We start from the raw sequence: 25364 nt of genomic DNA, 5'->3' as shown, positions 1-25364 counted from the left end.
AGGCGCGTCCGCAATCGAAAGGCTCCAATCTTGGAAAACGTCGTCCTGACCGTCCATCTGATCCTGGCGCTGCTGCTGATCGGTGTCGTGCTGCTGCAACGCTCCGAAGGCGGCGGTCTCGGCATGGGCGGCGGCGGAGGCGCGGGCGGCGGCGTCATGTCGGGCCGTCAGGCCGCGAATGCGCTGTCCAAGATGACCTGGATCCTGGCCGTGGGTTTTCTCATCACCTCGATCACCCTCACCGTGATCGCCGCGCGCAATGTCAGCGGCGCGTCGGTTCTGGACCAGCTTGAAATCGGCGCCGGCACCGAAGATTCCGACGGAGCGACCCCGGCCCTGCCCGAATACACGCCCCCGCCCGGCGTGGGCCAGCCTGTGGCGCCGCCTGCCCCCGAATCGGACGCACCCGCCGCCACCGAAGCCGAGGCTCCGGCTCCGGCCGCCGAAACCGATGGCAGCGACGCGCCCGTCACCCCGCCTGCGGCCAACTGACACGCAAGAATTTGGGGCAGCCCGGCCTGCCCCTACGACAATTTGCGGTCCGCGTTGCGGCAGCGGGATATTTCGTTTATATCTTTAGTCCCGTGAACGGCGCTTTCATGCGGCCGCTTGGAAAGACGATTCGAGAACTCACGGGGGCCGCATGGCGCGTTATATCTTCATCACCGGCGGCGTTGTGTCCTCGCTTGGCAAGGGGCTGGCCTCGGCGGCGCTCGGCGCGCTTTTGCAGGCCCGAGGCTTCACCGTCAGGCTGCGCAAGCTGGACCCCTATCTGAACGTCGATCCAGGCACCATGTCGCCCTTTGAACATGGCGAGGTGTTCGTTACAGATGACGGTGCAGAAACCGATCTGGATCTTGGCCATTACGAACGCTTCACCGGCGTCCATGCCCGCAAGACCGATTCGATCTCTTCGGGCCGGATCTATTCCAACGTTCTGGAAAAGGAGCGACGCGGCGAATATCTGGGCAAGACCATCCAGGTGATTCCCCACGTCACCAACGAGATCAAGGATTTCATCGCCATCGGCGACGATGAGGTCGATTTCATGCTGTGCGAGATCGGCGGCACGGTCGGCGACATCGAGGGGCTGCCCTTCTTCGAGGCGATCCGCCAGTTCATCCATGAACGTCCGCGCGGCGAATGCATCCTGATGCATCTGACCCTGCTGCCCTATCTGGCGGCCTCGGGCGAGCTGAAGACCAAGCCGACCCAGCACTCGGTCAAGGAATTGCAATCCATCGGCCTCGCCCCCGATGTGCTGGTCTGCCGCTCGGAACATCCGATCCCCGAGAAAGAGCGTGCGAAGATCGCGCTGTTCTGCAATGTCCGCCCCGATGCCGTGATCCCGGCCTATGACCTCAAGTCGATCTATGAGGCGCCGTTGGCCTATCATAGCGCCGGGCTGGACCAGGCGGTGCTGAACGCCTTCGCCATCAGCCCCGCACCGCGTCCCGACCTGACCCGCTGGGAAGATGTGATGGACCGGCTGACCAACACTGACGGCAAGGTCAAGATCGCCATTGTCGGCAAATATACCCAGCTTGAAGATGCCTATAAGTCGATTGCCGAGGCGCTGACTCATGGCGGCATGGCCAATCGCGTCCGCGTCAAGGCCGACTGGATCGCCGCCGAGGATATCGAGGCCGATGGCGGCCAGCATCTTCTGGACGGCTATCACGGCATCATCGTGCCGGGCGGCTTCGGCGAGCGCGGCACCGAGGGCATGGTCACCGCCGCGAAATATGCGCGCGAAAAGAACGTGCCTTATCTGGGCATCTGTCTCGGGATGCAGATGGCGGTGATCGAGGCCGCCCGCAATCTGGCGGGCATCGACGACGCCGGATCGGAGGAATTCGACCACGAGGCCGGCAAGACCCGCTTCACCCCGATCGTCTATCACCTCAAGGAATGGGTCGAGGGCAATTACAAGGTGCAGCGCTCGGTCCATGACGACAAGGGCGGCACGATGCGGCTTGGTGCCTATACGGCGGTGCTGAAACCCGACAGCCGCATCTCGCAGGTCTATGACGGCGCCACCGAGATCGAGGACCGGCATCGCCACCGCTACGAGGTGGACGGCTCCTATATCCCGCAGCTCGAACAGGCGGGGCTGTCCTTCTCGGGCATGTCCCCGGACGGCAAGCTGCCCGAGGCGGTGGAATATCCCGACCACCGCTGGTTCATCGGCGTGCAGGCCCATCCCGAGCTGAAATCCAAACCCTTCGATCCCGCCCCCCTCTTCGCCGGCTTCATCGAGGCCGCGAAGGAAGGCGCAAGGCTGGTCTGAGCAGAACGCCACGCGACGGGCGGCACATCGCCCATCCGTCGCCCACCCGTCCCGCGCGCTTGCCGGTGTAGTGTACGCCCGGTGTACACTCTGTGTAGGCGCGGTGCACGCGCGGTGCCCCTATAAAACCGTCACAATTCCGGCTTATATCCCCTATGTTGACCCGGAGGATTGCATGGACGACCAACCGCAGGACTGGCTCGAAGCCGAGCTTCAGGACACGCTCGACGAGGATTACGAACTCGAGCTCGAGGACGCCGTGCTCAGCCGTGAAATCAAGCAGATCTATCGCGACACCCATCCCGACCAGATGGACAGAAAGCTCTATTTTCAAGAACTTCTGCGACTTCAGTCTGAACTCATCAAGCTTCAGGACTGGGTCAGCCACTACAAGCAGAAGGTGGTGGTGATCTTCGAGGGCCGCGATTCGGCCGGAAAGGGCGGCGCGATCAAGCGGATCACCCAGCGCCTGAACCCCCGCGTGGCCCGCGTCGTCGCCCTCCCCGCCCCCTCGGACCGCGAGAAAACCCAGTGGTATTTCCAGCGCTACGTCCCCCATCTTCCCGCCGGCGGCGAAATCGTGCTCTTCGACCGAAGCTGGTATAATCGCGCCGGCGTCGAGCGGGTGATGGGATTTGCGACCGAGGATCAGGTCCAGCAATTCTTCGACGACGTGCCGGAATTCGAGCGTATGCTGGTCCGCTCCGGGATCCGGCTGGTGAAATACTGGTTCTCGATCACCGACGAGGAACAGCAAATGCGATTCCTCATGCGCATCCATGACCCGATGAAGCAGTGGAAGCTGTCGCCGATGGATCTCCAGTCCCGCATCCGCTGGGAGGCCTATACCAAGGCCAAGGAAGAGATGTTCGAGCGCACCAATATCCCCGAAGCACCTTGGTACATCGTGCCCGGCAACGACAAGAAGCGAGCCCGGCTGAACTGCATGGCGCATCTGCTGTCACTGATGCCCTATACCGAGGTCCCGCACGAGGATATCACCCTTCCCGAGCGCGTCTTCAACCCGGATTACGAACGCGACGTCCTGCCCCGCGATCTCTACGTGCCACAGCTCTACTGACCCTGCGTTATCAATATATATTGGCTTGGAACAGAACTGTTTTCCCCGTAGGTCTCGCGGGATACTTGTTCTTTCATCTCAGGAATCTATTCTTTAGCCATGTTTCGAAATCTTATGTCGCGTCTGTTTGGTGAGGAGGAACCGTCTTCGCCGCTGCAAGGGCAGGATGCCGAGGTGGCGCTTGCCGCGCTGCTCGTGCGCGTGGCCCGCGCCGATGACCGCTACACCAAAGAGGAAGAAGCGCGCATTGACCGGATCCTTGCGCGCAGGCGCGGCTTGGACCCAGCCGAAGCGGCCGAGCGTCGCGCCGCCGCCGAAATGATCGAGGCCGAGGCGCCCGACACGGTGCGTTTTACCCGGCTCATCAAGGACCGGATCGCGCTTGAAGACCGTTCCGGTGTGCTGGCCGCACTTTGGGAGGTCGCCTATGCCGACGGAAAACGCTCTCCCGACGAGGAATCGCTGGTCCGTCTGGTGGCCGGGCTTTTGGGCATCAATGACCGCGACTCGGGGCTGATCCGACAGCGCGTGATGGCCGATCTGGGCCTCGCCGACAGCTGAGACCCCGCTTTTCGCGGTGTCGCGGCTGCGAGCGCGTGGTGCCGGCAGAGGGAATCGAACCCCCGACCTTCTGATTACAAATCAGCTGCTCTACCAGCTGAGCTATGCCGGCCCGGAACGCTGCCGTATCTAGTCCGTCGCCGGGCGGCGGGCAAGGGGCTGCGGCGGGCTTCCGACGAACTTCGCGCGCCATCCGCCCGACCGGGGGGAAAGTGGTTTTCCTGTGCGGTCGCAGCCGCTAGTCTCGCGCGGAGGTCAATTCACTCGGGCAGAGCATGGAAATCGTCTACCACGTCGGCGCGCATGGCACGGATCAGGAGCGGGTGCTGCGCACGCTGCTGCGCAACCGCGAGGCTCTGTGGGGGAAGGGGATCGAAATCCCGGCGCCGAACCGCTATCGCGGCGTCTTCGGCGAGGCGATCAACGCGCTGAAGGGCGGCGTCGCCACGGATGAGATACAGGAGATGCTGCTCGACGCGGTGATGGACAGCGATAAGGCGGGACGGGTGATCCTGTCCCAGACCGGGTTTCTGGGCCTCCCGAAGCGGGCCCTGTCGCCCGAAGGGCTTTACGCCAAGGGGCATCAGCGGATTCTCGGGCTATCCAATCTGTTTCCCGAAGCGGTTGTCGAATTCTTCCTCGGCGTCGTCCACCCGGCCCGCCAGATTGCCGAGGTGGTCCGCATGTCGGGCGGCAATTACCACGATGTCGCGGGCGGGCTCGACCCCCGGCAGATGAGGTGGGCGCCGATGATCCAGATGGTGCTGCAAACCGTCCCTGACCGCGAAATCGTAGTCTGGGCGCAGGAGGACCTGCCCTTCATCTGGCCCGAATTGTTGCGCCGCTTGGCAGGGGTGGCGCAAGACACGCCGCTTCATGGCGATGACGCGATCCTGGCCGACCTGCTGCCCGAGGCCGAGCTGAACGGGTTGCAGCAGCGCATCGCCGAGACGCCGGGCCTGACGGTTGGGCAACGCCGTGACATGGTCGAGGCGGCGCTTGCGCTGCATGGCCGGACCGAAGCGATGGAGGCAGACATCGCGCTGCCTGGCTGGAGCCAATCGCTCGTCGATGAGCTGTCTCAAATCTATGCCGACGATCTTGCGCAGATCGCCGCGCTGCCCGGGGTGGAGTTCATCTCGGCCTGAGCGATGCCTCCGCGCGCCGGGCGGTGCCGTCAAGCCATGCCGAGCGCGGCCTTGTACATGTCCAGGATCGCCTCTTCCTCGGCCACGTCGTCACGGTCGCGCTTGCGCAGGGCGATGACCTTTTTCATCACCTTGGTGTCATAGCCGCGCGCTTTTGCCTCGGCCATGATCTCTTTCTGACGCTCGGCAATGTCCTTCTTCTCCGCGTCCAGCTGTTCGAATTGTTCGATGAACTGGCGCAGCTCGTCAGCGGCGACGTTGTAGCTTTGATCGTCCTGCATGATGCCCCTCTTGGATCTCGGGCGCAGACATAGGCCGTCTTGCCCGGTTCTGCAATCGACGCTATTCCCGCGACGGCAAAGGGGGCGGCATGACCATATTCGATGTTCTGATCTGGTGCGGCGCGGTGATGACGATCTGCGGGATTGCCGGCATACTGTGGTGTATCTGGGCCGTGCAGAAGGCCCGGCGCGCCGGGCTGGACGAAGCCGGGTTCCGGGCGCGGATGCAGCGCGTTGTGGCGGTCAATATGGGCGCGCTCGTTGCGTCGGTGATGGGGCTGATGGCGGTGGTGATCGGGATCATGCTGGGCGGTTGATCCGCTGCCTGCCGAGCGTTTCGGCCAGCGGAGCCAGCGTGGCTTCCACCCGCGAGGCGGCGCCGTCCAGATCGTCGAGACTGTCGAGCATGACCTCGGCCCGCACCCTCTCGGCATAGCGCGCGCGGTGCTTTTCATAGCGCGGATCATAGTGGTGCTGTATCAGCGTCTCGGCCAGTTCGCGCCATTGCCTTGTCTGCGCGAGTTCTGTCCATTGCGCGATCCGCTCGGCGGAATGCACCGGGCGCAGCCGGTCGAGGATCTGGTGCAGACGCGCGGGCTGTTCCGTTACGTCGCGATAGTCCCGCGCCGAAAACGCCGCCCGCGCCTCGAGCGGCACACGCAGCGAAATGCGCGGTGCGGCGGTCAGCCCGGCCCAGACCGACTTGGGCAGCGAGAGCTCGCCAATGCGCGAGCTTTCCGCCTCGACGAGCACGGGCCGGGCGGGATCGAGCGCTTCAAGCTGCGCAGCAAGCCGGCCTTCGAACATTTTCTGCGACGGCTGCTGCCCCATCGCGCCGAACAGGCTGCCGCGATGATGGGCGAGCCCTTCAAGATCGATCATCTGATGACCCCGCGCAGCGAGCCGGTGGAGGATCGCGGTCTTTGCGCTGCCCGTATTGCCGTCCAGAACGATTACCGGCGCGGGAAATCCCCGCTCCTGCAGCCTCTCGACCACCAGCGAACGCCAGGATTTATAGCCGCCCTCGACCCGGCTGACCCGCCAGCCGACCTGCGCGAGGATCGTCGCCAACGCGCCTGAACGCTGTCCGCCGCGCCAGCAATAGACCAAGGGCTGCCAGCTTCCATCGTGACCGGCAAGCGGACCGGCGATATGGCGTGCCGCGTTGGCCGCGACGAGCGCCGCCCCCATCTTGCGCGCATCGAAAGGCGAAACCTGCTTATAGACCGTGCCGACCTCGGCCCGCTCGGCATCGCTCAGCACCGGCAGGTTGATCGCACCCGGCAGATGGTCCTCGGCAAACTCCGCAGGAGAGCGGACATCGATGATCTCATCGAAACGGCCCGACGCGGCATTGACCGTGTCGAGCCGCAGATCGGCGGGGCTGTCCAAGATCGGTCCGGCTTTGCTCAGTAGACGTAGACGGGCGTGCCGATCGGCACCTGCTCGAACAGCGACATCACCGCCTCGTTGCGCATGCGGATGCAGCCATTCGACACGGCGCGCCCAATCGATCCGGGCTGAGTCGTCCCGTGAATACGGATCGCGGTGTCGTTGCCATTGGCGTCATACAGATACAACGCCCGCGCGCCGAGCGGATTTTTCGGACCACCGGGCATGCCGTCGGCATATTGGGCGTATTGATCCGGCTCGCGCTCGATCATGGCCTGGGTCGGGGTCCAGCTCGGCCACTCGACCTTGCGGCCGATCCGAGCCCGGCCCTTCCACACCAGCTCTGCTTCGCCGACGGCGACGCCATAACGGATCGCGCGGCCCGGCGCGATGACGTGATAGAGGAAGAAATCATCCGAGACGACCACGATCGAGCCAACCTCGAACCCCTCGCGGATCGGGACTTCGGTTGGCTGATAGGGGTCGGAGGGCGCGGCATTGCCGGTCTGCGCCATCACCAGCGAAGGTGCGGCGATCAGCGGCAGGGCAAGACCGATCATCTGGCGGCGGTTCATGAGATTATCATCCTGGATCTGCTCGTTTCCCTGTAATCTATAGGGTCCGCAGCGCTTCGACTCAATCCCGGATGAGGGTGGCGCATCCCCGGCGGCTCTTGACGCGGCGCGAAGGCGGTCACATCTATGGCATCATGACAGCCTGTTGCGCCCTTTCCCGTTCGCTGCCGAAGCGCCGCCCTGCGGTCGCGCCGTCGCGCCGGGCCGCCGCGCGCCCCGAGCATCTTTGCCGGGGCCGGGGCGGGCGCGGATGTCGCTGTCATGTTACGGGTCGGACCCGGCTGTTCCGCGAGGCTGCGGCCAATCTGACCCATCCGGGACGCCCGCCGCGCCGCGCGCATGATTGCTGGGCGCCCATCGCCGCGCCAGCTCAGGCTCCGCTGCGGCCGCAGGCTCCCCCGCTTCTGTCCACTGAACGCCTCTCTTCGGGTTTCAGCACAGGACAGAATCATGACAACCATCACTGAAGACTTTTCCGACCATACATCCCGCGATGTCGAACTGAGCGTCACCGGCCTCAGCTGTGCATCCTGCGTGGGCCGCGCCGAACGCGCGCTTGCCGCCGTGCCGGGCGTGTCCCATCCGCAGGTCAATCTCGCCACCGGGCGGGCCAGCCTGACGATCACGGACCCGCAGGTCCTGCCGCGCGCCGCGAAAGCGTTGGGCGATGCGGGCTATCCAGCCCGCGAAGAGCAGAGCACGCTGATCGTCTCGGATATGACCTGCGCCTCTTGCGTGGGCCGGGTCGAGAGGGCGCTGACCGCCCTGCCCGGCGTCTCTTCGGCAGAGGTCAACCTGGCGACCGGCCGCGCCGAGGTGGCGCATTACGGGCTGGACCCCGCCCGGCTGGCCGATGCCGTCAGCAAGGCCGGCTACAGCGCCAGTCCTGCCGATGACGCCGCCCCCGCCGATCCGCCGCGCGACGAGGCAGGCGAGCTGCGCCGCGCCTTTCTGATCTCGCTCGCCCTGACGCTGCCGATCTTCATCGTCGAGATGGGCGGGCATCTGATCCCTCCGCTGCATCACTGGATTGCCCAGACGATTCCCACGCGGGCGCTTTGGATCGCCGAGTTCCTGCTGACCGCGATTGTGCTGGCCGGACCGGGGCGCGTGTTCTATCGCCACGGCGTCCCGGCGCTGATGCGCGGCGCACCCGAGATGAACAGCCTCGTGGTGCTCGGGGCCTCGGCGGCTTTTCTTTATTCCAGCGTCGCCACCTTCGCGCCGGGGCTGCTGCCCGAAGGCGCGCTGCATGTCTATTACGAGAGTGCGGCGGTGATCGTGACACTGATCCTGCTGGGCCGCTGGCTCGAAGCGCGGGCCAAAGGCGAGGCGGGGCAGGCAATCCGGCGGCTGATGGATCTGACCCCCGACACCGCCAGCGTCGAGCGTGACGGCGCGGTGCAGGATCTGCCCGTGGATCAGCTGCGTCCCGGCGACATCGTCCTGCTGCGCCCCGGAGAGCGCGTCGCCGTCGATGGCGAGGTGCTTGACGGTCGCGGCACGGTCGATGAATCGATGCTGACAGGCGAGCCGGTCCCTGCCGAGAAAGCGCCAGGCGATGCTGTGGTCGGCGGCACGGTGAACGGCACCGCTACGCTGCGCTATCGCGTCACCGCGACCGGCGCCGACACGAGGCTGGCCGGTATCGTCCGCCTGGTGGAACAGGCTCAGGCCGGGAAATTGCCGGTGCAGGCGCTTGTCGACCGGATCACCCGCGTCTTCGTGCCGGTGGTGATCGCGCTGTCGCTGCTGTCCTTCGTGCTGTGGATGATTCTGGCACCGGCGCCGGCACTGCCGAACGCGGCTGTGGCGGCGATCTCGGTGCTTATCATCGCCTGCCCCTGTGCGATGGGGCTGGCGGTGCCGGTGTCGATCCTTGTCGGCACGGGGCGTGGCGCTCAGTTGGGTATCCTGTTCCGGCGCGGCGATGCGCTGCAACGGCTGGCGGATTCGCGGATCGTGGCCTTCGACAAGACCGGCACGCTGACAGAGGGCCGCCCGGCTGTCACCGGGATCGAGACGGACGGGATCGACCGCGCCGAAGCGCTGCGCCTCGCCGCGGCGGTCGAGGCGGGCTCGGAACATCCGCTGGCGCGCGCGATCATCGGCGCGGCAGAGGAAGAGGGCCTTGCCCCGCCCGCTGCCGAGGAGACGCGTGCCCTGCCCGGTCAGGGCATTTCGGGCCGCGCCGAGGGGCGCGAGGTGCTGATCGGCAATCTCGCGGCGCTGCGGGATGCGGGGATTGCCGTATCGGATCGGCTGGTCAAAGCGGCGGAGAAGGCGGCAGAACAGGCGCGCACGCCGGTGCATCTGGCGGTCGATGGCCGTCATATTGCCGCCATGTTCATCGCAGACCCGCTGCGCCCGGAATCCGCACCCGCGATCCGCGCCTTGAGTGGGGCCGGACTGCGCGCCGCGCTGATTTCCGGCGACGTGCAGGCGGCCGCCGATGCGGTTGGACGCGATCTGGGCATCGACGACGCCCAGGGCGGCGTCACGCCAGAGCAGAAGCTCGCCCAGCTTGGCAAAATGGGTGAGGGCACGGTTTTTGTCGGGGACGGCATCAATGATGCCCCTGTTCTGGCAGGCGCAGATACCGGCATCGCGATGGGCAGCGGCACCGACATCGCCATCGAGGCGGCGGAGGTGGTGCTGATGCGTCCCGATCCCGGCGCGGTGGCGGATGCGATCAGACTGTCGCGGGCGGTGATGCGCAATATCCGTCAGAATCTGTTCTGGGCTTTCGGCTATAACGTCTTGCTGATCCCGGTGGCGATGGGGTTGCTGGTGCCGTTCGGCGGGCCGCAGCTTTCTCCGATGCTGGGTGCGGCGGCGATGGCGCTGTCCTCGGTCTTCGTGGTCACCAACGCGCTGCGGCTGCGCCGGTTCTCCTGACCGGCGGTCACGGTGTCGGGCGGGGATTGAACCCCGCCCCCCCCCCGCCCGGCATCGGAACAAGCCTCTGCAAGCCCCATCGCGCCGCGCCGATTGCGAAAACGTGAAGCCGCGCCGCCAGCGGATCTGGCCGACGATGTTGAAACCGGACGGCGAAGATCCCCAATTGGGATGAGAGGATTTGAGGGAGATGTTCATGCCGGGTCTGTCGCGCCGTCACCTGATCGCCACCACTGCGGCAAGTCTTGCCGCCCCGCTTCTGTGGCAACCCGCACGGGCGCAAACAGCCGCGCTCGGCGGCGCGGCCGAGCAGGCGGCGCGACTGGATCAGCTTTGGGCGCTCGTGGTGCGGCAGAACGGCGAACAGGTCTTTGCCCGCGCCTTTCGCGGCCCGGCACTGGAACGCCCGGCCAATGTGAAATCCGTGTCGAAGACCCTCGTCGCGCTGCTGACCGGCATCGCGATCGAGCGCGGGGTGATCTCGGGCGTCGATCAGCGGGTTCTGCCTTTGCTGGGTTACGATCGTTTCGGCGACGCAAGGGACGAGATGACCATCGCTGACCTGCTCTCGATGCGGGCCGGGCTGGCCAGCACCTCGGGCGGGGATTACGGCGCCTGGGTGTCGAGCTCAAACTGGGTGGATTACGTGCTGAACCAGCCGTTGGAATCTCAGCCCGGCGGGCAGTTCATCTATTCCACCGGCGGCTGGCATATTCTCGGGGCGGCCCTGGCGCGAGCCTCGGGGCAGAGCCTGCACCGGCTGGCGCAGTCCTGGCTCGGCAACCCGCTCGACATCGTCATCCCGCCCTGGGTGGCCGACCCGCAGGGACGCTATCTCGGCGGCAACGACATGGCGGTCAGCCCGCTGGGCCTCGCCCGGATCGGGGAGATGGTCCTGAACGGGGGCCGGATCGGCGGGCAGAGCGTCGTGCCGCAAAGCTGGCTGGAACGGTCATGGGAACCTCGCGCACGCTCGCCCTTCTCGGGGGACATGTATGGCTATGGCTGGTTCCTGACCCGCTTCGGCGACAGCCCGGCGGCTTATGCGCGCGGCTATGGCGGCCAGATGCTGGTGGTCGTCCCCGAACGGCGCATGACCATCGCGATGACCTCGGATCCGAACCGACCCGCGCGGAGCGGCGGATATTTCGGAGATCTGCGCGGTCTGGTGAACCGGATCGTCGCCGCAAGCTGAGCCTGCTGCCGTCGCGCCTCTGCCCTAAAGCAGGATGCGCGGCGGAGCGGCGAAGTCGAGACCCGGAAAGATCGACGTCTCGATATCGCTTGCGGATAGGCCGAACAGGCCCGAGATCGCGGCCCCGGCATAGCTGCGCACATCCGCCGTCGGCATCAGGTCGCGCCCGGCATAAAGATCGGATTCACCAAGTCCCGGCCAGCTTCCATAGACCTGACGTCCCTTCACCGCGCCGCCCGCCATCACCATCAGCCCGCCCGTGCCGTGATCGGTGCCGCGCGTGCCATTCTCGCGCACGGTGCGGCCGAACTCTGTCATCGCCATGACCACGGTGTCGTCCCAAGTTCGCCCCAGATCGCGCTTCAGCGTCAGGATCGTCTGCGCCAGAACCTCGAGCGGCTCGGAAAGCGCGGCAGTCTGGTTGCGATGCGTGTCCCAGCCGGTCAGCGAAAACGCGGCGATCCGCGTGTCTCGGTTCAGCCGGTCGGCGGCAAAGCTGGCAAGCGCCTCGGCGTCGCGCGCGCCACGATTGGCCTCGGGCATGGCGGTTTCCGCGCTGATGCGGATCGCGGCCTCGGCGGCGCTGTGGAATGGGGCGTCGCTCTCGTAGATCTGCTGCAAGAGACGCTGCGCCTGGGTCGACAGCGCCAGTCGCGACTCGGGGGACCAGCTTGCATGGGGTGCAGCGCCGTCGAGGATCGACAGCTGATCCGTTCCCACTGCATAGGCGGTTTCAAAGCGCGCGCCGGGGATCAGCGGCAGCAGCCTGTTCAGCCACCCGCTCGACATCTCGGCGCCCGGCCCGGAACCGATATCGGCACCGCCCGTGCCTGCCTCGAGAATATCCTGCCCGTCAAAGTGACTGCGACGGTCGCGATAGGGGGTCGAGACGGCATGGGCGAACCCAAGCTCGCCGGACCGCCAAAGCGGCATCAGCGGCGACAGCGCCGGATGCAGCGCGAAGAATCCGTCGAGGTCGAGCGCGCCCTTTTCTGGGCCGCCCGACAGATTGCGCCTCAGCTTGCGCAGAAGCGGGTCGCCATAGGGCTGAACCGCATCGAGCCCGTCCATCGCGCCGCGCAGCAGGATGGCGACGAAACGCCGGTCTCCGGGAACCGAGGCGAGGCTCATCGGGACAAAGGCCGGCATGGCCGCAGCCGAGCAGGCACCCCCCATGAGCGCGTGAAGAAAGCGGCGGCGATCGATCTGGATCATCGTCATCTCCGGTTGAATTGCGGCGAGGCGAGGATCACGCCAATCCCGTCCGACAGCGTTTCGGCCCGCGCGGCCATTGGCCCGATTTCGGCGGCCTGTTCGGCAGGCAGCGCCGCGTTCACGAAGTCGCGCGGGTCGGGCAGACTATCGCGGATCAGTCCCGGCCAGTTCATCGCCCAGTCGATCCGCGCCGCCAGAAGCTGCGGTGACAGCCAGGCATCGAGCCGCTCCGGCCATCCCTCGGGCTGAGGTGCGCCCTCAGCCGTCTGCCCCATCCGCTCGACCGGGTTGAACAGGCCCTGCCGCGTGCTCGGTCCGCGCCAGGCCATGATCTCTTTGCCCGTGACGCCGAGCGCACGCAGCCCGGCCTGGATCAGATCATAGGGCTGGCGCAGCTTCAGACCGAATGTCTCACGCGCGAGGGGATGGGCGACCATCACCGCATAGACCTCCATCAGGTCGCCGCCCGTGGCGCGGAAACGGTCGCGCATATCGGCGACGAGCGCCTGTGGCGGGTCGTCAGCGCAAAAATGCGTCGCCAGCTTGCGCGAGATATAGGTCGCGGTATCGGGATGGGTGGCAAGATCCTCGAGAAACGCTTCGATGTCATCCAGCTTGGGCGGGCGCTCGCCGCCATAGCTGGCCCCGAGCACCTCTTCCGCGCCCGGCTCGACCCGGCGGGTGTTGAACTCGAAGCGGCGATTCTCGCTGACCGTCAGCCCGGTCATCAGCTCGGCGAGCTGGCGGACATCCTTCTGCGCATAGCTGCCCTCGATGCCGAGGCTGTGCAGCTCCAGCAACTCGCGGGCATGGTTCTCGTTCAGCCCCCGTCCGCGATTGCCCTTCCGGCGGGTGGCGCTGACCGAGCCCGGGCCCACAGAGACATATTGATCGAGATAGAGCAGCATCGAGGGGTGCAGCGTCGCCGCCTTGAGCAGATCGGCGAAGCGCCCGCGAAGATTGGCGCGGATGGCATCATTTTCGAAAGCGCATTTCAGGGCGCGCTGCCTGGGACCATCTGGCCGGATGCTGAAATGGTTCGACCAGAACTGCACGAGACGTTCGGCAAAGCCGGTTCGGTCATCCATCGCGCGGGCCAGCCGGGCACGCGACGCGATATAGATCGCATCCAACAGGGCACGGCGCGCCTTGTCGAAAGCTTCTTCACTGCCCGGGACACCCTCGCGCTCGGCGGCGCGGGCCAGGTTGAATTCCGCGATCATGTCGTTGACGGCACCTGTGCGCAGCGGCGCATAGGACTTCAGCCCCTTGTCGCGGCGCAGCGAGCGCATCAGTGCCTCAGGCGAATCCGGGCCGCTCTGGCGCGGTGACAGCCCCCCACCGAAGCGGATCATCGAGAATTCGGCATAGTTCATCGCGTCGTTCCTGGTCCTTTGCCAGCCTTCGGTCTCTCTGTGCCATAAAGCGTCGCGCGTCAGGATCACATCCGCGTCGAAATGACGTTACGGCATCATGAAAGACGGGGGCCGGACCTGCCCCCGCTGAAATTGCGTCACGCGATGCGATCTCAGCCTGAGTGGCCGGGCTGATGTCCGCCTTCCATGGTGCTGTCTTCCGTGCCGCTGCGCTTGTTGTCGACAGGGACAGTCAGATCGACCATGCCGCAATCGCCGAAATCAAGCGTGAGGGCCAATTCGTCGCCTTCTTCCAGGGGCTCGGTCAGCCCCATCAGCATGACGTGGTCGCCGCCGCGGGCAAGCGCATGTTCCCCGCCTGCGGCGATCTCGATCCCGCCCTCGATGGGCAGCATCCGCATCATGCCCTGATCGTCTTCCTTGCTGGTGTGCAGCTCGGCCTTGTCGGCGCGTTCGGTCGAGACAAGGCCGAGCGTGCAGTCCTGATCGCCGGTATTGCGGATGGTCATGAAGGCCGCCCCGCTTTTCGGGTTCGAGCTGCGCGCATAGGCATCGGCGATTTGCAGGTCAGAGCTCTCGGCGAGGGCGGCGACGGGCGAGCAGAGCGCGGTCAGCGCCGCGATGGTGAGGAGTTTCATCGTGTAATCCTTGGGTTCGGGTGATGTGAGTTGGATATGGTCACACCGCCAGCGGGGGCGCGCGCGCATGCGCCCGCGGCGCATCGCGTCCGGCGATCGCCGGCATGCTCACATCTGGATCAAGACAAAGCCCGCTGCGCCGCAACAGCGGTTCCGGCGCGTCAGATTCAATCGCCGCCATCAGGTTCAGCGCCATGTCGGGGCAGATCACCACGCGCGAGACGGGCTCTCCGTTCTCGTCGACATAGACGGTCACCAGCTCGCCGCCCGCGCAGATCGCCATCTGCCCCGCCACGCGCGGCTGGCCCCGCGCCACGGCGAGGCTGTGCGAGGTCATCACCATCAGGACGACCAGCAGAAGGCGGAAGGCGATCTTCATGCGCCGAGGTTTAGCCCGCGTCCGCGCGCCGCGCCAGTGACCAAAGCGCGCAGCCCGCCAACGCAAAACGCCCCGCCGGTCGAGCCGTGGGGCGCTTCGCAATCGGTATCGAGCTAGGGCTCAGGTCTCGAGATTCGCCGCAGTGTCGCTCGACTTGGCGATCTCTTTCTTGATCTTCAGCGCGCGCGCCGAGAGATCCGCATCCTTCGCCTTCGCCAGGAACTCGTCCAGACCGCCCCGGTGATCGACCGAGCGCAGCGCCGCAGCCGAGATGCGCAGAGAATAGCTGCGGCCGGTCTTTTCCGAGGTCAGCGTGACATCGTTCAGGTTCGGCAGAAAGCGGCGACGGGTCTTGTTGTTGGCGTGGCTGACATTGTTCCCGGTCATCGGGCCCTTGCCGGTCAATTCGCAGACGCGCGACATGGTGTTATCCTCGTTTAACGTTCGCGGGACGGCGCGTCCCAATGTGAAAGGGCGCCGCGAGGCAGCGCCCGGAAATCTGATCGCGGCTGATTACTGGCTCGCGCATGAAAGGTCAAGCCGAATCGGCCAGACAATCCGCCATGACCGCTCTGCTCAGCTGCGAGGCCCATAGCTCCGTTCGACCGCGATCAGCTTCTGCTTGCGCCACAGCCCGCCCGCATAGCCGGTCAGCGTCCCATCCGCACCGATCACGCGGTGGCAGGGTATGATGATGGCGATGCCGTTCGTGGCATTGGCGCGGGCGACCGCGCGGGTCGCGGTGGGCTGTCCGATGGCGCGGGCGATTTGGGCATAGCTGCGGGTCTCGCCGGCGGGGATCTGTTGCAGAGCGGCCCAGACACGATTCTGGAAATCGGTGCCGTGCGGAGCAACAGGCACCTCGAAACGGGCGCGATCGCCGCTGAAATAGGCCTCGAGTTCCTCGGCGGTGCGGCGAGTGACTGATGTCTGGCCTAGCCCCACCTGCCCGCCCGCCGCGCGCGAGACCCGCGCCAGCTGCGGCTTCAGCGCCTTGCGGTCGGTGAACTCCAGCAGATGCAGCGCCTCATCGTCGGCCACGGCGATCATCCCGCCAAGCGGCGTGTCGATCCAGTCGGCGACCAGACCCGCCCCCTTGCGCATCGCTGCGGGCGGATGGCCGAACAGCCGCGCGAAAGCCTGGCGGAACCCGCTGGCCGATTCGAAGCCGGCATCGAGCTGCGCCTCGATCACCGCATCGCCGCTGGCCACGCGACGGGCGCCTTCGCGCAGCCGGGCCTCGCGCGCCATTTGCAGGAAGGTCATGCCGAAATGACGGCGGAAGGCGCGGCGAATCGTCGAGGGGTCATGGCCCATTTCTTCAAGATCGGCCTCGGACCAACGCCGCCCCGGATCGGCCTCGATCGCGGCGCGCAGCGCGGTGACCGCGGCCTCGCCCTCGGCCGCGATGCCCGACGGATGGCAGCGCTTGCACGGCCGGAACCCGGCCTCGGCGGCCGCCTCTGACGTGCCGAACCAGCGGCAATTCTCGGGGCGCGGCTTGCGCGACGGGCAGGTCAGCCGACAAAAAATCCCGGTCGAGGTCACACCGACAAAGGCGCGCCCTTCAAAGGACGGGTCGCGCGCGGTCAGCGCGTGGTACAGCGTTTCAGGGTCTGGCAGATCAAACATGGCGGTGTCCTTGGTCATCCTGCCTCCTGTCTAGCGCGCCGCGACCGCACCCGCGCCGCCATTTCGGGCGTTACATCCGGGATCGGCGCACGATGCCGGTATCGTTACGCATCCGCGTTGCCAAAAGGAAGCCGCCGACTGTAACGCTTGTTGCATTCAGCCAGTCGCGGCACCATCCTGCCCGGGCTTTCGACCCGCCGGAGTCCGCTATTTCATGATGCGATTTGAGATCCTTTGCATGTTGGCCGCGCTGATTCTGGCCTCGGTCGGAATGGCAGCCTATGCCGGGATTCGCGTGTCACCGGTGCAGCTGCTGATGATCCGTCAGGATGGCTGCCTCTATTGCGCAAGATGGGAGAGCGATATCGGAGCCGCCTATGATGACCGGCCCGAAGGGCGCGCAGCACCGCTGATGCGCATCAATATGCACGGGCCCTGGCCTGACGGGCTGGCGCTCGACCGGCGGCCGCATCTGACGCCGACCTTCATCCTGGTTCAGAACGGCCAGGAAACCGGCCGGATCGAGGGCTATCCCGGCGAGGATGAGTTCTGGCGCCGGTTGAGCGGAATCCTGACCGAGAACGGCGTCGAGATTTCGCGCTGAGCCATTCTCAGCACAGCGCCGTGGATATTTCATTCCGCCGCGCCTTGGGCTAACACCCGAGCCATCAAGCAAGACAGGATCCGCCATGCACGACATCCGCGCCATTCGCGACAATCCGGACGCCTTCGACGCCGCCCTGCAACGCCGCGGCGCGGCTCCGGTCTCGGCGGAGATCCTGTCGCTCGACGAAGATCGCCGCGCCAAGATCCGCGCCGCCGAAGAGGCCCAGGCCGAGCAGAACCGCGCCAGCAAGCAGGTCGGCGCAGCCAAGGCCAAGGGCGACGAGGCGGAGTTCGAACGTCTTCGCGCGCTGGTGGCAGAATCAAAGGCGCAGATTGCCGCCATGCATGGCGAAGCCTCGGAGCTCGACGGCAAGCTGCGCGATCTGTTGATGACCATCCCGAACCTGCCTCTGGATGCCGTTCCCGATGGGGTGGACGAAAACGACAATGTCGAGCTGCGGCGGTGGGGCAATCCGCGCGAGTTCGACTTCACCCCTGTCGAGCATTTCGAATTGGCCGGGGTCGTGCCGGGCATGGATTTCACCACCGCCGCGAAACTCTCGGGATCGCGCTTCGTCGTCCTTCAAGGCGCCGTCGCGCGTATTCACAGGGCGCTTGCACAATTCATGATCGACATGCATGTCGATGCGCACGGGCTGACCGAAACCTGGGCTCCGGTGCTTGTCCTGCCCGAGATGATGGAAGGCACCGGCCAGCTGCCCAAATTCGGCGAGGACAGCTATCAGACCCGCGAAGGCTGGTGGCTGATCCCCACGGCCGAAGTCACGCTGACCAATATCGTCAACGGAGACGTGGTCGAGGCCGCGTCCCTCCCCCGCCGGATGGTCGCGCATTCGCAGTGCTTCCGGTCCGAGGCCGGCAGCGCCGGGCGCGACACCGCCGGGATGCTGCGCCAGCACCAATTCGAAAAGGTCGAGATGGTCTCGATCACCGCGCCGGATGCGGGTCTGGAGGAACATGCGCGGATGACGGGCTGCGCCGAGGCGGTGCTCGAGGGTCTCGGGCTGCCCTACCGCACCGTCTTGCTCTGCACCGGAGATATGGGCTTTGGCGCGCGTATCACCCATGACATCGAGGTCTGGCTGCCAGGTCAGCAGAGCTATCGCGAGATCAGCAGCGTCAGCTATTGCGGCGATTTCCAGGCGCGGCGGATGAATGCGCGCTTCCGTCCGCAGGGCGGCGGCAAGCCCGAGTTCCTGCACACGCTGAACGGTTCGGGCCTTGCCGTGGGGCGCACCCTGATCGCGGTTCTGGAAAACGGGCAGCAAGCGGATGGCTCGGTCACGCTGCCAGAGGCGCTGCAACCCTATCTGGGCGGGCGCACGACACTGCGGGCGGATGGCCAACTGCACTAGCTTGATGTTAATATGACGCAACCTTCCAGCATTCAGGGGGTTGAACTGCATGAAGCACTTACGGGCGTCCCTTGTGTGCATCTCGGTACTGATTTTCGTCGCGAGCAGCATGCTGCTCGCGTTTTACGAGGATCAGAATAAGCTGCCGAGCTATATCGTCGATATGGACGAGATCGAGCCGAACCTCATCGCGGCTGTGTTCCTGATCCCGAATGATCCGGCAATGTGGATCATGATGAGCTGTGTGTGGCTCGCGGCGCTCGCCTTTGCCTGGCAAACGGTCACGCAATACCGAAACGAGCAGGCGCTGCCGCTGGCCGATATAGGGTTGTTGGTCGGTGCGTTTCTCTGCGCCGCGATCTGGCCATGGGTAGGTAAGGCGGTGCCACTGGCCGGATTGCTGATCAGCATCCTGACGCTGATGTCGCTGATCGCTGCGGTGAGCCGGAAGCTCTCGGACGGGCGGCTCGGACGCAATCCGCTGATCGGCATATTGCTCGGCTGGTCCACCATGCTGAGCTTCAGCGCCTTTGCATCCTTCATCAACGACGCCATGGCGATCCCGTCCGAGATCGCTTCGCTGGTCGGCGCGATCCTTGCCTGCACCACCACAATGGCAATCCAGCTTCGTATCCCGCAAAACGCGCTTTACGCGATCACGGTGATGTTCGCTTTCCTCGCCATTGCCGCGACCATGATCGAGGCGGCCCCGGTCATATCGGTCATCGCGGTGCTGTCGATCGCGTCGCTGACATTCCTGCTGGTCCGCGTGACAACCTGAACTTCTAGCTGCCCTTGGGCTTTTGCCGGTTCTTGTGCTTGGCCAGAGCGCCGGATTGATTGATCTTCTCGGCCTTGTGCCGATACGGGTTCACCTTGCCCTGATCGCGGAAATAGATGCGAATGGGCGTGCCGGGCATCTCGAAATCGACACGCAGGCCGTTCACCAGATAGCGGTGATAGCTCTCGGGGATCTTGTCGGTATGCGTGGCCTTTACCACAAAGGCCGGGGGCCGCGTCTTGACCTGAGTCATATAGCGCAGCCTGATCCGCCGCCCGCCAGGTGCTGGGGGCGGATGCGCCTCGGTCATCGCCTCCAGCCAGTTGTTCAGCTTCGAGGTCGAGACGCGGCGATTCCACACCGCATATGCCTGCATGATCGCGTTATGCAGCCGCTCCAGCCCCTTGCCGGTCCGCCCAGACACCGTCACCAGCGGCGCGCCCTTCAACTGAGGCAGCAGGCGTTCGAAGGACTGGCGCAGCTCTTTCAGCTTTTCGGGCTTATCCTCTTCGAGATCCCATTTATTCGCCGCCACGACCACCGCCCGGCCCTCTGTCTCGGCCAGATCGGCGATGCGCAGATCTTGCTGCTCGAACGGGATCGCCACGTCCAGCAGAACCACCACCACCTCGGCAAAGCGCACCGCGCGCAAACCGTCCGCCACGGACAGCTTTTCCAGCTTTTCCGTGACCCGGCCCTTCCTGCGCATCCCCGCCGTGTCGAAGATCCGCATCGGCGTGCCCATGAGTTCCGTCCGCACCGAGATCGCGTCGCGCGTGATCCCCGCCTCTGGCCCGGTCAGCAGCCGGTCCTCGCCCAAGATCTTGTTGATGAGCGTCGATTTCCCGGCATTCGGGCGACCGATCACCGCAAGCTGCAAGGGCCGTTCTTCGGTGGGCATCCAGTCGGGCGTGGCATCCTCGTCGAACTCGGCATCTTCGGGTAGTTCGACATCCACGGAAGGCTCATGCACCGCATTCTTGACGCTGAGATCCTCGGCCAGAGGCTTCAGCGCGGCATAGATATCTTCCATCCCCTCGCCATGTTCAGCCGATATGCGCAGCGGCTCGCCGAGACCAAGAGCATAGGCCTCCATCGCACCCGCCTCACCGGCGCGGCCCTCGGATTTATTGGCGGCGAGGATCACATGCTTGGCGCGCTTGCGCAGGATGTCGGCGAAATATTCATCCGCCGCCGTCACCCCGGCCCGCGCGTCGATCACGAACAGCGCAACATCGGCCTCGTCCACCGCGCGTTCGGTCAGGCGGCGCATACGGCCCTGAAGACTGTCATCCTCGGCCATCTCCAGCCCTGCGGAATCGACGACGATGAAGCGCAGATCACCCAGCCGGCCCTGCCCCTCGCGCAGATCGCGGGTGACGCCCGGCTGATTATCGACAAGGGCCAGCCGCTTGCCCACCAGCCGGTTGAACAGCGTCGATTTGCCGACATTGGGCCGGCCGACAATGGCGAGCGTGAAGCTCATCGGAAGGCGAACAGGCGGCCATCACGGCCGGTTACGTAAAGCGTGTTGCCCGCGACGACGGGTGCGGTGGCCGCGCCGCCGGGGATCTCGGTCTGCCCGACAAGGCTGCCCGAGGCCGGGTCAAACGCGCGCAGCGCGCCATCCGACGAGGTGACGTACAGCTTGCCCCCCGCGAGAACCGGGCCGAGCTGGGCATAGATGCGGTCCTGCTTGCGGATCCGTTCATCCGCATACCAGGGCAGATTGCGCGCCCACAGAATCCCGCCGGTCGAGCCATCCAGCCGGATCAGCTGGTTCTGATCGTTCACCGCGAAGATCGCATTGCCCACAGGCAGCACGGGCGAGACGGCACCTTCACGCGCCGACCACAGCTCCATCCCGGTCTGCCGGTCAAATGCGGCGATCCGGCCCGAAGACGTTCCGGCATAGACCGCGTCGCCGGTGATGACCGGCTCGCCGGTCATGTCGCGGATATAGGCGACGGCACGGCCCACGCGGTTGCCCGCGACCTGCGCCGACCATCGCTCGATCCCTGTCTCGGCATCGACAGCCAGAAGCTGGCCCGAGGCGAAGGGAAACACCACCAGATCGCCATCGACCGCGGGCGCCGCGACCCCCATGACGCCGGTCGGCTGGGGAATGCCGGCGACCTGCCATTGCAGCTTGCCGTCCGAGGCGCGCACCGCATATCCGGTCGCGCTTCGGTCGGTGACATAAACCACGCCATTCTGCACCGTCGGCGCGCCGCCGATCGGCGCGGTCACCCGCTGCCGCCACAGAACCCCGCCAGATGCGGCGTCAAGCGCGACCAGCTCTCCGAAGCCGGTCGTCACGAAAACGCGACCGGCCTCATAGGCTACGCCGCCGCCCGAGACGCTGGCGGGGTTCTCGCCCGCCGGGGTCAGATCGACGGACCAGCTCTGCCCGCCCGATTGCGAGGTCGCAGTCACGCGCGCACGGCTGTCCATGGTAAAGACCCGCCCCGCGGCGACGATGGGATCTGCTGTGATCCGGTGGCGCTTGCCGTTCGGCTGGCCGATCTGCGAGGCGAAGGCGAGATTGGTGCCCGCCCCGATCGCGACATGGCCGCTATAATGCGAGGCGCTGCCGCCGCGATGCGTCCATTCGGCATTCGTGCGCATCGCTGGCAGCGAGAGCGCCGAAGTGGTCGGCGCGGGCTCTTCCACCGCGGGGCCGTCGGGCGAGGTCACGGCGCGCGGGTCCAGACGCGGGCCCGGCAGGATCGTCTCACGCTCCTGACAGGCGGCGAGGAACAGGGCGGCCAGAAGCGCCACGCGCCCGGAACGAAGCACAGTGTTGAGCGTCATCGCAGTCCTCATCTCAGTCCGCCGGCACGGCCATTGCGGCCGCGTCATCGGAATCACTCGTCATCTCGGTATCGCTGGACCCGGCCGGAGTCGGCGCCGGATTTTCCAGCGGCTCGGCACCAAGCGCAATCATCAGCTCGAACAGCCGGGCCCGCAGCGCCTGACTGACGCCACTTTCGGCCAGAATCTCGCGGATCAGCGTCACCGCGTCCTCGGCGCGCCCGGCCTCGGCCAGGGCAACCGCCTTCTGTTCCAGGGCCAACAGCCGGAACGGCGCACCGGGTTCGGACAATTCGGTCAGCGCCGCATCGCGGTCGGCGGCATCCATGCTGTCCCCAGCCGCGAGCAACGCCTTGAACCGCGCGAGATCGCGCAGAACTGCGTCCTCGGCGCTTTCGGCGGCGCTGTCCAGCAAGGGCCCCGCCGCCGCGTCGTCGCCCGCCTCGACCGCGGCACCTGCGGCCAGCAGCGCGCCGAGTGCCGCGCGATCGCCATTGCCACCCGCATCCAGCTCCGACAGGGCGGTTGCCGGGTCTTCGGCCTGCTGCGCGGCAAGCACGGCATCGCCCCAATCCTGCGCCGCCGCGCGCCGCTGCGCATTGGAATATTCGCGCCACGCCGCGCCGCCGACAATCACCGCGATGACCAGCAAGGCGATCCAGCCATAGCGCCGGAACACCGCATAAAGACGGTCACGGCGGACTTCTTCGGTGACTTCGTCGATGAAACTGTCGCTCTCGTGGCTCATATCGTCCTGCCTTGTGCTCGCCGACCCTTATAGCTGAGACACCGCAAGGGACAAGCCGCAGGGCGTCGCCGCGCGGCGCGAAATCGGCGCATGGCCTTGACGCGGCAGGGCGGGCGAGGTTTGCAGTGGGGTCGGAACGTCACGCCAGAGGGGCTTGCATGACTGCGGACGAGATCACCGAGCTGTTCACCCGTGACGGGAGCTATCTCTGCGCGCGTTGGCGGCGCCCCGTGGCGCCGGTGATCTTCGGGCTGGCGGACGAAAGCCTCGGCATTTTCCGGTCCGTGATCCACGCCGCCTTCGCCGATGCCGGCCACCCGGTCACCGACACCGATCCCGAGATGGGCGCGAATCTGATGATGTTCTTCTGCCGGGACTGGGACGAGCTGGCTGGCATCCCCGATCTGGACCGGCTCAGCGGGCAGCCGGATCTCGTGACCCGGCTTCGCGGTGCAGATGCGGATGCCTATCAGATCTTTCGCTTCGAAGAAGATGGCGCAATCCGCGCCTGCCTTTCATTTATGCGGATGCAGGGCGCGATGGCCGGGCAGCACCCGGCGATGCTGGCCGAGACACTCGCCACGAGGGCGCTGCTGACCTTCTCGCGTGAGGTGACTGCCTCGACCGAGCTCGCGTCGCTGATCCGCGCCGCCTATGATCCGGTGATGCCGCATTCCGCCCGGGACCCCAGCCATGCGCTGCGTCTCGCGGCGAGGCTCGGCTAACCGTCGCCCTCCAGCCGATCCCGCAGGGCGCGCAACACCGGCAGAGCCGCGCGCACGCGCTCGGCCCCGATATCCCGGACCACATCCGACATGGCGGGCAGGATCGCCGCCAGCGCCGCATCGCGCGCCGATCGTCCTGACGGGCTGATCGAGACGAATTTGCGCCGCGCATCGTCCCAGTCGGGCCGGATATGGACATGACCCGCCCATTCCAGACGCGCCAGCGTGTTGGTCATCGCCCCGCGGGTCACGTGAAACGCCTCGGCAAGCTGCGCGGGCGTGCGTTCCTCATTGATATGGGCGAGCAGGTTCAAAACCGAGAAATGCGAGATCTGCATCCCGTTCGGCAGGGTGCGACCGATCAGCGCCCGGGCAAGCTGTTCGACCACCAGAACCTCGGCAAAGAGGCTCGCCGCGACAGAGGCGCGGCTCGGGTCGTCGGTCGGGGCGGTCAGGTCGGTCACGGCATCTCGAAAGGCTGGTCGGCATTCATCGACGGAATGCGGGACCGTGCCTTGCGAACATCGTTCAAGTCAAGCGAAACGACGCTGATACCGGGCTGTTCCCCTGCGTCGGACATGACTTCGCCCCAAGGCGTGACGGCAAGGCTGTGACCAAAGCTGCGCCGCTGCGACGGCTTCGCGCTGTGCGCCGCCTCGTGCAGACCGGTCTGCGCGGGGGCAAGCACGAAGCTGCCGGTCTCGATGGCGCGGGCGCGCAGCAGAACCTCCCAATGGGCGGCGCCGGTCGTGTCGTTGAAGGCCGACGGCACAGTGAGAATCTCGGCCCCCGCCTGAGCGAGCGCGCGGTAGAGATACGGAAAGCGCAGGTCATAGCAGACGCTCATCCCGATCCGCACCGGGCCACCCGCGACCACGGCGCGGCTGCCGGGTCTGTAGGCCTTCGATTCGCGGTAGGACTCACGCTCGGAGATGGTCACGTCGAACATGTGGATCTTGTCGTAGCGGGCCCGGATCGCGCCATCCGGGCCGATCAGGAAGCTGCGATTGACGAAGCGATCCGCATCGGCTTCGTCCTGTTTCAGCGCGAGAGAGCCGATCAACAGCCAGATCCCCAGCCCATCGGCCTGGGCGCGCAGGGCGGCGAGCGTCTTATCCTCGGCCTCGGGGCAGAGCACCTCATTCTGCCAGCGCCGGTCGCCAGAGACCAGATTGGTGCATTCCGGCGTCAGCACGAACTGCGCGCCCAGCCCCGCCGCCTCTGCGATCAAGGCGCGCGTGTCGGGCAGGTTCGCAGCCGGGTCATCCCCGACCGAGAGCTGCACCAAACCCGCCCGGAGCGCCAGGCTCATCTCATGCCGCGAGCATCTGGTCGAGCTTGCCCGACTTGTCTATTGCGTGAAGCTCGTCCGAGCCGCCGACATGCTGATCGTCGATGAAAATCTGCGGCACGCTGCGCTTGCCGCCCGCCCTTTCGGTCATCGCCTCGCGCAGCGACGGATCGCGGCTGACATCGATTTCGGTGAACGAGACCTCTTTCGCGTTCAGCAGCCGCTTCGCGGCGAGACAGAAGGGGCAGGTCGGGGTGGTATAGATCTCGACATTGGCCATACGGCTATTCCTTCAAATTGCTTACATTTGCATCTAAGCGGTCAGGCAGCGATTTTCCAGCACCCGCCGAGGCATGACGATG

Annotated in this window: 27 protein-coding genes and 1 tRNA gene; 12 read left to right on the top strand and 16 right to left on the bottom strand. The window is 65.9% G+C overall.

Annotated features, from left to right (window positions below):
* The first annotated feature begins 30 nt into the window (after positions 1 to 30).
* From secG to PAF18_RS00585, 4 genes are all read left to right on the top strand, one after another.
* Entirely contained in the window at positions 31 to 492 is a 462-nt protein-coding gene (secG, locus tag PAF18_RS00600) for a preprotein translocase subunit SecG (protein WP_271116712.1), read from the top strand.
* A 151-nt stretch (positions 493 to 643) separates the two neighbouring features.
* Entirely contained in the window at positions 644 to 2290 is a 1647-nt protein-coding gene (gene pyrG, locus PAF18_RS00595) for a CTP synthase (protein WP_271116711.1), read from the top strand.
* Positions 2291 to 2465: 175 nt separating this feature from the next.
* The gene (gene ppk2 / locus PAF18_RS00590) at positions 2466 to 3371 is read left to right on the top strand and encodes a polyphosphate kinase 2 (RefSeq protein ID WP_271116710.1); all 906 of its coding nucleotides are present in this window, start codon (positions 2466 to 2468) and stop codon (positions 3369 to 3371) included.
* A 99-nt stretch (positions 3372 to 3470) separates the two neighbouring features.
* The gene (locus PAF18_RS00585; RefSeq protein WP_271116709.1) at positions 3471 to 3932 is read left to right on the top strand and encodes a tellurite resistance TerB family protein; all 462 of its coding nucleotides are present in this window, start codon (positions 3471 to 3473) and stop codon (positions 3930 to 3932) included.
* Positions 3933 to 3968: 36 nt separating this feature from the next.
* On the opposite strand, the gene PAF18_RS00580 is transcribed toward PAF18_RS00585, so the two are convergent.
* Positions 3969 to 4044: transfer RNA gene (locus PAF18_RS00580), tRNA-Thr, on the bottom strand.
* Positions 4045 to 4207: 163 nt separating this feature from the next.
* On the opposite strand from PAF18_RS00580, the gene PAF18_RS00575 reads away from it, so the two are divergent.
* Positions 4208 to 5080 carry a hypothetical protein gene (locus tag PAF18_RS00575; protein WP_271116708.1) on the top strand — a complete coding sequence of 291 codons (873 nt, stop codon included), beginning with the start codon at positions 4208 to 4210 and terminating at the stop codon, positions 5078 to 5080.
* 29 nt (positions 5081 to 5109) lie between these two features.
* Here the strand turns inward: PAF18_RS00575 and PAF18_RS00570 are convergent, their stop codons facing one another.
* Positions 5110 to 5361, bottom strand: a complete 252-nt coding sequence (locus PAF18_RS00570; protein ID WP_271116707.1) for a DUF2312 domain-containing protein — start codon at positions 5359 to 5361, stop codon at positions 5110 to 5112.
* Positions 5362 to 5450: 89 nt separating this feature from the next.
* On the opposite strand from PAF18_RS00570, the gene PAF18_RS00565 reads away from it, so the two are divergent.
* Positions 5451 to 5678, top strand: a complete 228-nt coding sequence (locus tag PAF18_RS00565; RefSeq protein WP_271116706.1) for a hypothetical protein — start codon at positions 5451 to 5453, stop codon at positions 5676 to 5678.
* Here PAF18_RS00565 and mnmH read toward each other — a convergent pair.
* Together mnmH and PAF18_RS00555 are read right to left on the bottom strand one after the other, a co-directional pair.
* Entirely contained in the window at positions 5662 to 6753 is a 1092-nt protein-coding gene (gene mnmH, locus PAF18_RS00560; protein ID WP_271116705.1) for a tRNA 2-selenouridine(34) synthase MnmH, read from the bottom strand. The genes PAF18_RS00565 and mnmH overlap by 17 nt on opposite strands.
* Before the next feature lie 17 nt (positions 6754 to 6770).
* The gene (locus PAF18_RS00555; RefSeq protein ID WP_271116704.1) at positions 6771 to 7328 is read right to left on the bottom strand and encodes a L,D-transpeptidase; all 558 of its coding nucleotides are present in this window, start codon (positions 7326 to 7328) and stop codon (positions 6771 to 6773) included.
* A 450-nt stretch (positions 7329 to 7778) separates the two neighbouring features.
* On the opposite strand from PAF18_RS00555, the gene PAF18_RS00550 reads away from it, so the two are divergent.
* Together PAF18_RS00550 and PAF18_RS00545 are read left to right on the top strand one after the other, a co-directional pair.
* Positions 7779 to 10226: a heavy metal translocating P-type ATPase gene (locus PAF18_RS00550; protein ID WP_271116703.1), complete on the top strand. Its 2448-nt coding sequence runs from the start codon at positions 7779 to 7781 to the stop codon at positions 10224 to 10226.
* Positions 10227 to 10422: 196 nt separating this feature from the next.
* Positions 10423 to 11421 (top strand): serine hydrolase domain-containing protein, encoded by a 999-nt coding sequence (locus PAF18_RS00545; RefSeq protein WP_271116702.1) that lies wholly within the window; start codon positions 10423 to 10425, stop codon positions 11419 to 11421.
* Between the two features lie 24 nt (positions 11422 to 11445).
* Here PAF18_RS00545 and PAF18_RS00540 read toward each other — a convergent pair whose 3' ends face one another.
* The 6 genes from PAF18_RS00540 to PAF18_RS00515 form a co-directional block, all read right to left on the bottom strand.
* A complete protein-coding gene (locus tag PAF18_RS00540; RefSeq protein ID WP_271116701.1) occupies positions 11446 to 12636 on the bottom strand; it encodes a DUF1501 domain-containing protein in 1191 nt (396 codons plus the stop codon).
* A gap of 2 nt (positions 12637 to 12638) precedes the next feature.
* The gene (locus PAF18_RS00535; RefSeq protein WP_271116700.1) at positions 12639 to 14012 is read right to left on the bottom strand and encodes a DUF1800 domain-containing protein; all 1374 of its coding nucleotides are present in this window, start codon (positions 14010 to 14012) and stop codon (positions 12639 to 12641) included.
* A 152-nt stretch (positions 14013 to 14164) separates the two neighbouring features.
* Entirely contained in the window at positions 14165 to 14650 is a 486-nt protein-coding gene (locus PAF18_RS00530; RefSeq protein ID WP_271116699.1) for a copper chaperone PCu(A)C, read from the bottom strand.
* A 40-nt stretch (positions 14651 to 14690) separates the two neighbouring features.
* On the bottom strand, positions 14691 to 15029 hold the full coding sequence (locus PAF18_RS00525) for a hypothetical protein (protein WP_271116698.1): 339 nt from the start codon (positions 15027 to 15029) through the stop codon (positions 14691 to 14693).
* Positions 15030 to 15149: 120 nt separating this feature from the next.
* Positions 15150 to 15452 (bottom strand): 50S ribosomal protein L28, encoded by a 303-nt coding sequence (rpmB, locus tag PAF18_RS00520; protein WP_271116697.1) that lies wholly within the window; start codon positions 15450 to 15452, stop codon positions 15150 to 15152.
* Positions 15453 to 15605: 153 nt separating this feature from the next.
* Complete coding sequence (locus PAF18_RS00515; protein ID WP_271116696.1) at positions 15606 to 16679, bottom strand: bifunctional transcriptional activator/DNA repair enzyme AdaA; 1074 nt, start codon at positions 16677 to 16679, stop codon at positions 15606 to 15608.
* 196 nt (positions 16680 to 16875) lie between these two features.
* Between PAF18_RS00515 and PAF18_RS00510 the strand changes: the two genes are divergently transcribed.
* The 3 genes from PAF18_RS00510 (at position 16876) to PAF18_RS00500 (ending at position 19424) form a co-directional block, all read left to right on the top strand.
* Positions 16876 to 17265, top strand: a complete 390-nt coding sequence (locus tag PAF18_RS00510) for a thioredoxin domain-containing protein (protein WP_271116695.1) — start codon at positions 16876 to 16878, stop codon at positions 17263 to 17265.
* An 85-nt stretch (positions 17266 to 17350) separates the two neighbouring features.
* Complete coding sequence (serS, locus tag PAF18_RS00505; protein WP_271116694.1) at positions 17351 to 18643, top strand: serine--tRNA ligase; 1293 nt, start codon at positions 17351 to 17353, stop codon at positions 18641 to 18643.
* Between the two features lie 109 nt (positions 18644 to 18752).
* Positions 18753 to 19424, top strand: coding sequence for a hypothetical protein (locus PAF18_RS00500; protein WP_271116693.1), 672 nt, complete (start codon positions 18753 to 18755; stop codon positions 19422 to 19424).
* A 4-nt stretch (positions 19425 to 19428) separates the two neighbouring features.
* Here PAF18_RS00500 and der read toward each other — a convergent pair whose 3' ends face one another.
* The 3 genes from der to PAF18_RS00485 are packed head-to-tail and all read right to left on the bottom strand — an operon-like array spanning position 19429 to position 22986.
* Entirely contained in the window at positions 19429 to 20910 is a 1482-nt protein-coding gene (der, locus tag PAF18_RS00495) for a ribosome biogenesis GTPase Der (RefSeq protein ID WP_271116692.1), read from the bottom strand.
* Complete coding sequence (locus PAF18_RS00490) at positions 20907 to 22238, bottom strand: outer membrane protein assembly factor BamB family protein (protein WP_271116691.1); 1332 nt, start codon at positions 22236 to 22238, stop codon at positions 20907 to 20909. The genes der and PAF18_RS00490 overlap by 4 nt, the downstream gene beginning before the upstream one ends.
* 13 nt (positions 22239 to 22251) lie before the next feature.
* The gene (locus tag PAF18_RS00485) at positions 22252 to 22986 is read right to left on the bottom strand and encodes a tetratricopeptide repeat protein (protein WP_271116690.1); all 735 of its coding nucleotides are present in this window, start codon (positions 22984 to 22986) and stop codon (positions 22252 to 22254) included.
* 158 nt (positions 22987 to 23144) lie between these two features.
* Between PAF18_RS00485 and PAF18_RS00480 the strand changes: the two genes are divergently transcribed.
* Entirely contained in the window at positions 23145 to 23711 is a 567-nt protein-coding gene (locus tag PAF18_RS00480; RefSeq protein WP_271116689.1) for a hypothetical protein, read from the top strand.
* On the opposite strand, the gene PAF18_RS00475 is transcribed toward PAF18_RS00480, so the two are convergent.
* From PAF18_RS00475 to grxC, 3 genes are read right to left on the bottom strand one after another with little or no spacing between them, the layout of a single operon-like run.
* Positions 23708 to 24166, bottom strand: coding sequence for a MarR family winged helix-turn-helix transcriptional regulator (locus tag PAF18_RS00475; RefSeq protein WP_271118164.1), 459 nt, complete (start codon positions 24164 to 24166; stop codon positions 23708 to 23710). The genes PAF18_RS00480 and PAF18_RS00475 overlap by 4 nt on opposite strands.
* Positions 24167 to 24171: 5 nt before the next feature.
* On the bottom strand, positions 24172 to 25023 hold the full coding sequence (locus PAF18_RS00470) for a carbon-nitrogen hydrolase family protein (RefSeq protein WP_271116688.1): 852 nt from the start codon (positions 25021 to 25023) through the stop codon (positions 24172 to 24174).
* Position 25024: 1 nt separating this feature from the next.
* Positions 25025 to 25282 carry a glutaredoxin 3 gene (gene grxC / locus PAF18_RS00465; protein WP_271116687.1) on the bottom strand — a complete coding sequence of 86 codons (258 nt, stop codon included), beginning with the start codon at positions 25280 to 25282 and terminating at the stop codon, positions 25025 to 25027.
* Positions 25283 to 25364: the final 82 nt, after the last annotated feature.

Origin of the sequence: Paracoccus sediminicola, from assembly GCF_027912835.1 — a bacterium.
In the GTDB taxonomy this organism is placed as follows: Bacteria; Pseudomonadota; Alphaproteobacteria; order Rhodobacterales; family Rhodobacteraceae; genus Paracoccus; species Paracoccus sediminicola.
Note: the sequence above shows the minus strand (reverse complement) of the source record. Positions and strands in the feature narration are given on the sequence as shown.